Origin of the sequence: Microbacterium sp. T32 (genome assembly GCF_001619615.1) — a bacterium.
Taxonomy (GTDB): domain Bacteria; phylum Actinomycetota; class Actinomycetes; order Actinomycetales; family Microbacteriaceae; genus Microbacterium.
The window spans coordinates 21,409-29,422 of the sequence record NZ_LQQP01000026.1; the positions used below are offsets into that span (position 1 = coordinate 21,409).

The 8,014-nt window shown below is 67.0% G+C and carries 9 protein-coding genes; 6 read left to right on the forward strand and 3 right to left on the reverse strand.

Translation table 11 applies throughout. The annotated features are described in order from the left end of the window. Nucleotides 1–36 precede the first annotated feature (36 nt). Both dnaN and dnaA read right to left on the reverse strand, forming a co-directional pair. Nucleotides 37–1,188 carry a DNA polymerase III subunit beta gene (gene dnaN / locus AVW09_RS13725; RefSeq protein ID WP_022879652.1) on the reverse strand — a complete coding sequence of 384 codons (1,152 nt, stop codon included), beginning with the start codon at nt 1,186–1,188 and terminating at the stop codon, nt 37–39. Between the two features lie 449 nt (nt 1,189–1,637). Continuing rightward, the gene (gene dnaA / locus AVW09_RS13730; protein WP_063258609.1) at nt 1,638–3,062 is read right to left on the reverse strand and encodes a chromosomal replication initiator protein DnaA; all 1,425 of its coding nucleotides are present in this window, start codon (nt 3,060–3,062) and stop codon (nt 1,638–1,640) included. A gap of 296 nt (nt 3,063–3,358) precedes the next feature. Between dnaA and rpmH the strand changes: the two genes are divergently transcribed. Genes rpmH through rsmG form a run of 6 tightly spaced genes read left to right on the forward strand, consistent with a single transcriptional unit; the run spans nt 3,359 to nt 6,433 of the window. Continuing rightward, a complete protein-coding gene (gene rpmH / locus AVW09_RS13735; RefSeq protein ID WP_022879826.1) occupies nt 3,359–3,496 on the forward strand; it encodes a 50S ribosomal protein L34 in 138 nt (45 codons plus the stop codon). Between the two features lie 8 nt (nt 3,497–3,504). Further along, on the forward strand, nt 3,505–3,843 hold the full coding sequence (gene rnpA / locus AVW09_RS13740) for a ribonuclease P protein component (RefSeq protein WP_022879827.1): 339 nt from the start codon (nt 3,505–3,507) through the stop codon (nt 3,841–3,843). Beyond that, entirely contained in the window at nt 3,840–4,196 is a 357-nt protein-coding gene (gene yidD / locus AVW09_RS13745) for a membrane protein insertion efficiency factor YidD (protein ID WP_197462647.1), read from the forward strand. The genes rnpA and yidD overlap by 4 nt, the downstream gene beginning before the upstream one ends. 3 nt (nt 4,197–4,199) lie before the next feature. After that, on the forward strand, nt 4,200–5,273 hold the full coding sequence (gene yidC, locus AVW09_RS13750) for a membrane protein insertase YidC (RefSeq protein WP_063258610.1): 1,074 nt from the start codon (nt 4,200–4,202) through the stop codon (nt 5,271–5,273). A 13-nt stretch (nt 5,274–5,286) separates the two neighbouring features. Next, nucleotides 5,287–5,793 carry a Jag family protein gene (locus AVW09_RS13755; RefSeq protein ID WP_063258611.1) on the forward strand — a complete coding sequence of 169 codons (507 nt, stop codon included), beginning with the start codon at nt 5,287–5,289 and terminating at the stop codon, nt 5,791–5,793. 10 nt (nt 5,794–5,803) lie between these two features. Next, nucleotides 5,804–6,433 (forward strand): 16S rRNA (guanine(527)-N(7))-methyltransferase RsmG, encoded by a 630-nt coding sequence (rsmG, locus tag AVW09_RS13760; protein ID WP_063258614.1) that lies wholly within the window; start codon nt 5,804–5,806, stop codon nt 6,431–6,433. Between the two features lie 11 nt (nt 6,434–6,444). Here rsmG and AVW09_RS13765 read toward each other — a convergent pair whose 3' ends face one another. Continuing rightward, entirely contained in the window at nt 6,445–7,236 is a 792-nt protein-coding gene (locus AVW09_RS13765; protein WP_063258615.1) for a hypothetical protein, read from the reverse strand. Between the last annotated feature and the right edge of the window lie 778 nt (nt 7,237–8,014).

Genomic DNA, 8,014 nt, shown 5'->3' on the forward strand with positions numbered 1-8,014 from the left:
CCGCCGCCCCCGACATCCGCCGGGGTGGGGGGCGACTCAGCGCAACAGGAGGTTCGGCTGCAGCAGGTACTTGAACGAGCCCTCGCCACCCTTGTCGACCGAGGTCTGCGGGGTGATGAGCACGGGGCTGAGCTTGTTCGCGTTGTCGCTCGACGTGAATGTGATCCGCGCGAACTCGCTGCGCACGGCACCGAGCGACTCGAGCAGGTACTGCGGGTTGAGACCGAGGGTGACCTCGTCGCCGACGAGCGTCGCGTCGACGGATTCCGTCGCGCGCGCCTGCTCGGTGCCCGAGGCATCCATCGACACCCCGTCGGGACCGAACGTGAACCGCAGCGGCGCGGAGCGGTCGAGCACGAGCGCGACACGACGCACGGCCTCGGCGAGTTCGGCGGTGTTGACGACGCTGTGGTGCTCGGTCTGCGCGGGGAAGAGCCGACGCACGGGCGGGAAGTTGCCCTTGATGAGCAGCGACGTCACGGTCTTGTTGCCCGAGGAGAACGCGATGATCTCGCGGTCGCCCGAACCGGAGAACGCGATCGAGATGTCGCCGCCGTGTGCGAACGTCTTGCCGACCTCCTGCAGTGTGCGCGCCGGCACGAGGGCGGTGGTGGGCTCATCGGATGCCGCGGACCCGCCGTCCCAGGGGATCTCGCGCAGCGCGACGCGGTAGCGGTCGGTGGCGACGAGGCTGAGCTGCGTGCCCGTCACCTCGAGCTGCACGCCGGTGAGGACGGGCGTCACGTCGTCGCGCGACGCGGCGAAGGCCACTTGCGCGATCGCGGTGGCGAAGTCGTCGGCCGGGACCAGACCAGATTCGCCGGTCACCTCGGGAATCGCCGGGTACTCCTGGACGGGCATGGATGCCAGCGTGAAGCGCGCCGAGCCGCACGTGAGCAGGATGCCGCCGTCGTCGTCGACCGCGATCTGAATGGGGGCGTTCGGGAGCCGGCTGGCGATGTCGGAGAGGAGACGTCCGTGGACGAGGATCGTGCCCGGCTCATCGACCGTGGCCTCGATCGTGGTGCGCGCGGATGCCTCGTAGTCGAAGGCCGCGAGAGTCAGACCCTGCTCGTTCGCCTCGATCAGCACACCCGCGAGGATCGGCTGCGGGTTCCGCTGCGGCAGGAGCTTGACCACGAACGAAACGGCTTCGCTGAAGACATCGCGATTGACGTGAAACTTCACGGGCGCTCCCTTGACGGCGGTATGGCTTTCCCATGCTAGTGCCCGACCGCGTCGGCACACGTCGACCCGCTTCCGCACCACAAGGTCATCGGATCTCTGTTAACTCATCAATGGATTCTTCATCTTGTTAACAGCTGTGGAGAGTGTGGATAACTCGCGCGATGCGTGTTAACAGCAGGGAACTACACGGCTGTGACCTGTGGACGCGCTGCGGAGAGCCTGCGCAGTTAACACGATCGGGTCGATGCGGGTTCGCGCCGTCCTCCACAGGCGTCCGCGTGTCGTTCACATGTCTTCCGCAGAGATTTCGAGTTATCCACAGGTTTTCCACACTGTGTAGAACCGGCTGAAACATCGTGATGAGAGGCCGTCCGAGCCCCGTTCGGGGGCGAAAACGACGAAGGGGTTCGCCCGCGGATGCGGACGAACCCCTCGGTTCAGGCGGGCGCTCAGCGCATGCGCCCGAGCTGCGTCGTGATCTCCGAGACCTGGTTGTAGATGGAGCGCCGCTCCTTCATCAGGTCGCTGATCTTCTTGTAGGCGTACATCACCGTCGTGTGATCGCGGTTGCCGAAGAGCTGACCGATCTTCGGCAGCGACAGGCTCGTGCGCTCGCGGCACAGGTACATCGCGATCTGGCGCGCGGTCGCCACGGCCTGAGAACGGCTGGATCCGTAGAGGTCGTCGACCGACAGCTTGAAGTACTGCGCCGTCGCGGTGATGATGTCGGTCGGCGAGACCACGTTCGCGTCGTCCTGATCGATGATGTCGCGGAGCACCGTCTGCGCGAGCGACATGTCGAGCGTCGAGCGGTTGAGGCTCGCGAACGCCGAGACGCGGATGAGCGCACCTTCGAGTTCGCGGATGTTCGACGAGACCACGGTGGCGATGTACTCGAGCACGTCGTCGGGGATGAGGAGCCGCTCGCTTTGCGCCTTCTTGCGGAGGATCGCGATACGCGTCTCGAGGTCGGGCGCCTGCACGTCCGTGATCAGACCCCACTCGAAACGGCTGCGCATGCGGTCTTCGAACCCGGTGAGTTGCTTGGGCGGCAGATCGCTCGTGATCACGACCTGCTTGTCGTGATCGTGGAGCGTGTTGAAGGTGTGGAAGAACGCCTCTTGCGTCTCGGCGCGACCCTGCAGGAACTGGATGTCGTCGATCAGGAGGATGTCGACGTCGCGGTACCGCGCCTGGAAGGCGGAGCCGCGGTTGTTCGCGATCGAGTTGATGAAGTCGTTCGTGAACTCTTCGCTCGAGACGTATCGCACGCGGATGCCGGCGTACATGCTCGCGGCGTAGTCGCCGATGGCGTGGAGGAGGTGCGTCTTGCCGAGTCCCGAGTCGCCGTAGATGAAGAGCGGGTTGTAGGCCTTCGCCGGCGCTTCGGCGACCGCGACCGCGGCCGCGTGCGCGAAACGGTTGGACTGACCGATGACGAAGTTGTCGAAGGTGTACTTCGGGTTCAGTCGCGTGTCGTTCCGGGATGCCGGGACGATCGGGTCGGGCGCCTGTTCGGGCAGCGGCGTCGGGGCGATCGCGTTCGTCGACGCGGATGTCGAGCGTTCGTCGGCGGTGGTCGGCCGGTGCGACTCGATGAGATCGGGGTTCACGACGACGCGGAAGTTGCTGACCTCGGGGTCGACGCCCTGCACCTGGGTGAGGGCCTCGAGGATGGGTGCGCGCATGCGCTTGTTCATCTGCGCGGCGGTGAGGTCGTTCGGCACGTCGAGGTAGAGGGTGCCGCCCATCACGCCCTGCGGCACGGCCAGGTTCAGGAAGCCGTGGAGCTGCGGCGTGACGCGGTCGTCGGTGAGCAGGTGGTCGAGCACGGCGGACCAGACAGGGACATCCGGTACCTGGTGCAAAGACATATCCCCTCCGGGAACTCGGCGCGCGACTGTCGACGTGCATCGCGCCGAACCTGTGGATAACTTCCGGGGACACGCTAGTTCGCGGTCCGCACGGAGCAAAATCAACTGTAGAACGCGCTCGCGTGTCTTTGCCACGGGTGTGGATGACGCTTGGGGATAATGAGCGGTCGGCCTCTCGGTTTGAGTTAACGTCGCGCGCGACGTAGCCTTAGTCGGTTGACTTATGCCTACACGGCAGTCCCGACCACGTCCCCCGGCAGAAGAGCATCGGGTGACATCACCTCCGGAGTGACCCCATGAGCAAGCGCACCTTCCAGCCCAACAACCGCCGCCGCGCCAAGAAGCACGGCTTCCGCGCCCGCATGCGCACCCGCGCCGGCCGCGCGATCCTGTCGGCGCGTCGCGCCAAGGGCCGCACCGAGCTCTCGGCCTGACCCACCCAGTGCTCGCGAAGCCGAACCGACTCACCCGCGGATCGGACTACAAAGCCACCGTCCGTCGGGGTTCTCGCTGTGCCGGAACGCACACCGTGACCTATGTCGGCGGCGCCCCGGACGAGGGTCCGGCGCGCTTCGGCTTCATCGTGAGCCGTCAGGTCGGCTCGGCCGTCATTCGCAACACCGTTCGCCGCCGTCTCAAGGCGGTGTGCGCCGAGGCGCTCCCGTTCGTTCGCGGGGGCGCCTCGGTCGTCATCCGAGCACTTCCGTCGGCCGCCACGGCCGACTATGCCGATCTCCGCGCCGACGTCGTTCGGTGCCTGGAACGCAAGGCCGCCGCGTGAGCACCTCGACGCTCCCCACCTCATCCACTGGTGTCGGACACCTGGAATGGTCCACGGTCGCGGCATCCCTTCCCCTCCTCCCCCGTAACGCCGGCCTCGCCCTTCTCCACGCGTACCGGGCGACGATCTCGCACGTCTACGGCGATGTGTGCAAGTACTACCCGTCCTGCTCCGCCTACTCGGTGGGCGCCGTGCAGCAGCACGGACTCGTCAAGGGAGCCGCTCTGACCGCGGCCCGCCTCGCCCGCTGCCACCCCTGGGCTCAGGGAGGCATCGACGATGTCCGTCCGCACCGCGCCTTCCGCCACGAACTCACTCCGCACGGCTTCGTCGTGCCCTCCCGAAAGGACTGATCCGTGCCGGATCTCATTGGAATCGTCCTCTGGCCCTTGAAATGGGCCGTCGAGCTCGTGCTGGTCGGCTGGCATGCGCTCTTCACGTCGCTGGGCATGGCGCCCGCGGCCGGTCTCACCTGGGTGCTGTCGATCGTCGGGCTCGTGCTCGTCGTGCGTGCCGCGCTCATCCCGCTCTTCGTGCGCCAGATCAAGAGCCAGCGCAAGATGATGGAGATCGCCCCCGAGCTCCGCAAGGTGCAGGAGAAGTACAAGGGCAAGCGCGACCAGCTCTCCCGCGAGGCGATGAGCCGCGAGACCATGGCGCTGTACAAGAAGCACGGGACGACTCCGGTCTCCAGCTGCCTGCCGCTGCTGGTGCAGATGCCGATCTTCTTCGCCCTGTTCAGCGTGCTGAACGATGTCGCGAAGCATGCCACGAGCGGTCTGGGTGGTGTGGGTCTGCTCACCCCTGAACTCACTCGCGAGTTCTACGACGCGCGCCTGTTCGACGTGGCATCCATGCACGTCAACCTCGTCACCGCGTGGGGTCAGCCCGACGGACAGTTCACGGTCGCGATCCTGCTGACCCTCGTCGTCCTGATGATCGCGTCGCAGTTCTTCACGCAGCTGCAGATCATCTCGAAGAACCTGTCGCCCGAGGCCAAGACTGGTCAGGCGTACCAGATGCAGAAGATCATGCTCTTCATCCTGCCGCTGGCCTTCATCTTCTCGGGTATCTTCTTCCCGCTCGGTGTCGTCATCTACTGGTTCGTCAGCAACATCTGGACGATGGTGCAGCAGTTCATCGTCATCCGCGAGATGCCGACGCCCGGATCCGACGCCGCCAGGGCTCGCGAAGAGCGTCTGGCGCGCAAGGGCAAGGCGATCGATTCGAACGGCAAGGTCGTCCCGATCGAGAAGTACGAGGCCGAGCAGCAGCGACTCTTCGAGGAGGCGGAGCGTGCGCGCGCGGCGCAGCCGAAGCGTCAGCAGCCCGTGGGCAAGCAGCGCGCCAAGAAGCAGCAGCAGTCGACCAAGGCGCCCGGAACGGCACCGCGGACGACCGCCAAGCCCGGCACCGACACCCCCTCCTGAGCACCCGGAGACCATGATGACGACGTCCGAGCAGATCGCGACCGAACCCACCGCCGCCACGGAAGAGCAGCTCGAGCAGGAAGGCGACGTCGCCGCCGACTTCCTCGAGGGGCTGCTCGACATCGCCGACATCGACGGTGATCTCGCTCTCGACGTGCGCGCCGGTCGCGCGTACGTCTCGGTGGAGGCGGAGGACGCCTCGGCGCTCTCCACGCTCTCTCACCCCGACACGGTCCAGGCGCTGCAGGAGCTCACGCGCCTCGCCGTGCAGAACGCGACGGGCCGGTTCTCGCGCCTGATCCTCGACATCGGAGGCTCGCGAGACGCACGTCAGCGCCAGCTCGAGACCCTGGTGGATCGCGCGATCCAGCGCCTCGAGGAGGGTGCCTCGCAGGCGTCGCTGCCGGCCATGTCGAGCTACGAGCGGAAGCTCGTGCACGACATCGCGGCCGCCCGCGGATACGCGTCCGAGTCGTTCGGTGAGGGCGCCGACAGGCACACCGTGCTGCGTCGCGGCTGACCCGTTGGACGTGACGAACGAACTGGAAGCGGAACCGGATGCCGCCGCCTCGGTGTTCGGCGACCGTATCGACCTGGCTCGTCAGTTCACGCAAGCGCTGGCCAAGCACGGTGAGCAGCGCGGTCTGATCGGCCCGCTGGAGGTGCCGCGGCTCTGGTCGCGTCACATTCTCAACAGCGCGGTCGCCGCCCCCTTCTTCACCGGTCGTGTCGCGGACGTGGGCTCGGGCGCTGGCCTCCCGGGCATCGTGTTGGCGATCGCCCGCCCCGACGTGGAGTTCACGCTCATCGAGCCGATGGAGCGCCGCACCGTGTGGCTGACGGAGCAGGTGGAAGCACTCGGTCTGGACAACGTCGTCGTCGAGCGCCTTCGCGCCGAGGAGTGGGCTAAGGGACGCGTCTTCGACGTCGTGACCGCACGTGCGGTGAGTGCGTTGCGCACCCTCATCCCCTGGACGGCTCCGCTCGCGCGCGTGGGCGGTCGGCTGGCGTATCTGAAGGGCGCGAACGTCGCCGCGGAAGTGGATGCCGCGGAGAAGCAGATCCGCCGGTTCGGCGTGACCGGCGTCGAGATCCACATCGTCGGCGAGGGCGTCGTCGAGGAGCCGACGCGTGTGCTGACGGCCACGGTCTCGCGGTAGCCCACTCCCATTCATTGGGAACGGGTGGACCAAGCCTTCACTCTCCGCACCGTCGTCGACTTGGGGTAGGTTCCGGTGCCCGGTGACATCTCGAAGATGTCGATGAGCAACATCTGCGGGTAGTCCGGTGACTGGTCGAACTCGGCAACGACGATTCCTTCGCATCCGATCGTGGTCACTCCCCCACCCCACACGACGGTCCACGTGAGATGTTCCCCGGCGTCGTGCGGGACGGTCGTCGTGATCATGTCCGTCGTCAGGCGATCGTCGTGATGGGCCTTGATCCCGCACCTGATACTCGTGTGCTCCCCCAGTGCGTCGGCGTCGATCTCGACGACGCAGATCTCACCCGAGTCGCGCGGGTCTTCGTGCTCGGTCCCCACGAGCCAGATCGCGGTCATGCAATCCGCGTCCGAGCTCGCGCGTAGGGTCACATCGACACGGCCGGCTCGCGGGGCGTAGCGGAGATCGGTGGGGGTCGGTGTCCGCACGGCGAGTCCGTCGGGACGATGGCGGTGGGTGCCGACCGCTGAGCCGGCAGGGCCGGAGAAGGTCGCGGTCTGCAGATTGGACACGCGGAGGGGTGCGTCCTCCGGCCGCCAGTCGAGCTGGTCTTGGTCGATCCGCAACGCGAGGCCGGCCGACGTGAATCCCCATCGTGCGGCCGAGCGCTCGGGTGTCGTCCAGTGCGGCAGGTAGTGCAGGACCCAGGCGTCGCTGAAGGCACCGCGCGAAAAGTCATCGTCGATGTCGGGAGCGACGCGGGGTGCGGGCGGGAGCGGGTCGCCGGGTTGAAGGGTCATGAGGGAGAGTCTGCCGTGGGGGTCCGACATGCGGGTGCGGTTGTCGCCGGTGGCGTGTCGTCGAACGTGGCGCCGTCGCGTGCGCGCCGGGAGTGAGGGTTCCGTTCGGCGTCCGGTGCGCGTGTGTGGGTGGCGCCGCCGCGATGGTCGGGGCGCTCCCCTGGGCCATCAGCGGGCGCGCTGCGCGACATGGTTGCGGCAGATACGTCGTCCAACTCCTCACCACACCGGATCCGTGGGTGCGGCGGCGCACGTTGTGACGTCCGACAGTCCTCGGTGCGGGGGTGGCTGTCGTCGTGTCCTTCTCTGAGCGCCGGGCTCTCTCGTCGTGGGCGACCGTGGAGTGTAGTCCCGGATGCCGGAGCGGCACGGAAGAAGTCGAGCGTGGCGCATTCGCGTTCCCGACGGGCGCCTGGCCGATGGCGAGTGATCGTGCCGCGATTCCTGGCGCGTCAAGCGGTCCGCTGTCGTAGGTCGTGGCCGTGTGTGCAGAGCGGTATGTTTTCGCGTGAGTCGTAACGTCGCTGTCGGCTCCGACCTGGCGACGATGGGTCCTTGTGATGGCGAGGGTGGTCCCGGTCGAGTGTCTCTCGGCCCGGCTGTCGCGACGTGCCGGGATATTGCTCTTTGCCGCCCACCACTGTCAGCGGGCAGGCTCGCGGACGTGAGTGCGCGATGGGTCTGTGCCTGCAACGCGTGGCTCACTCGCCGTTTCACGTGAAACATCGACCACATTCGGGTTCGTGCGGTTGCCTTGGGCGGGGGGGGGGGGGGGGGG

What these genes read in the sequence shown, in the direction of transcription:
- dnaA (WP_063258609.1), bottom strand. Translation starts at nt 3,062, where the DNA reads ATGTCTTTGCACCAGGTACCGGATGTCCCTGTCTGGTCCGCCGTGCTC.
- rpmH (WP_022879826.1), top strand. Translation starts at nt 3,359, where the DNA reads ATGAGCAAGCGCACCTTCCAGCCCAACAACCGCCGCCGCGCCAAGAAG.
- AVW09_RS13755 (WP_063258611.1), top strand. Translation starts at nt 5,287, where the DNA reads ATGATGACGACGTCCGAGCAGATCGCGACCGAACCCACCGCCGCCACG.
- AVW09_RS13765 (WP_063258615.1), bottom strand. Translation starts at nt 7,236, where the DNA reads ATGACCCTTCAACCCGGCGACCCGCTCCCGCCCGCACCCCGCGTCGCT.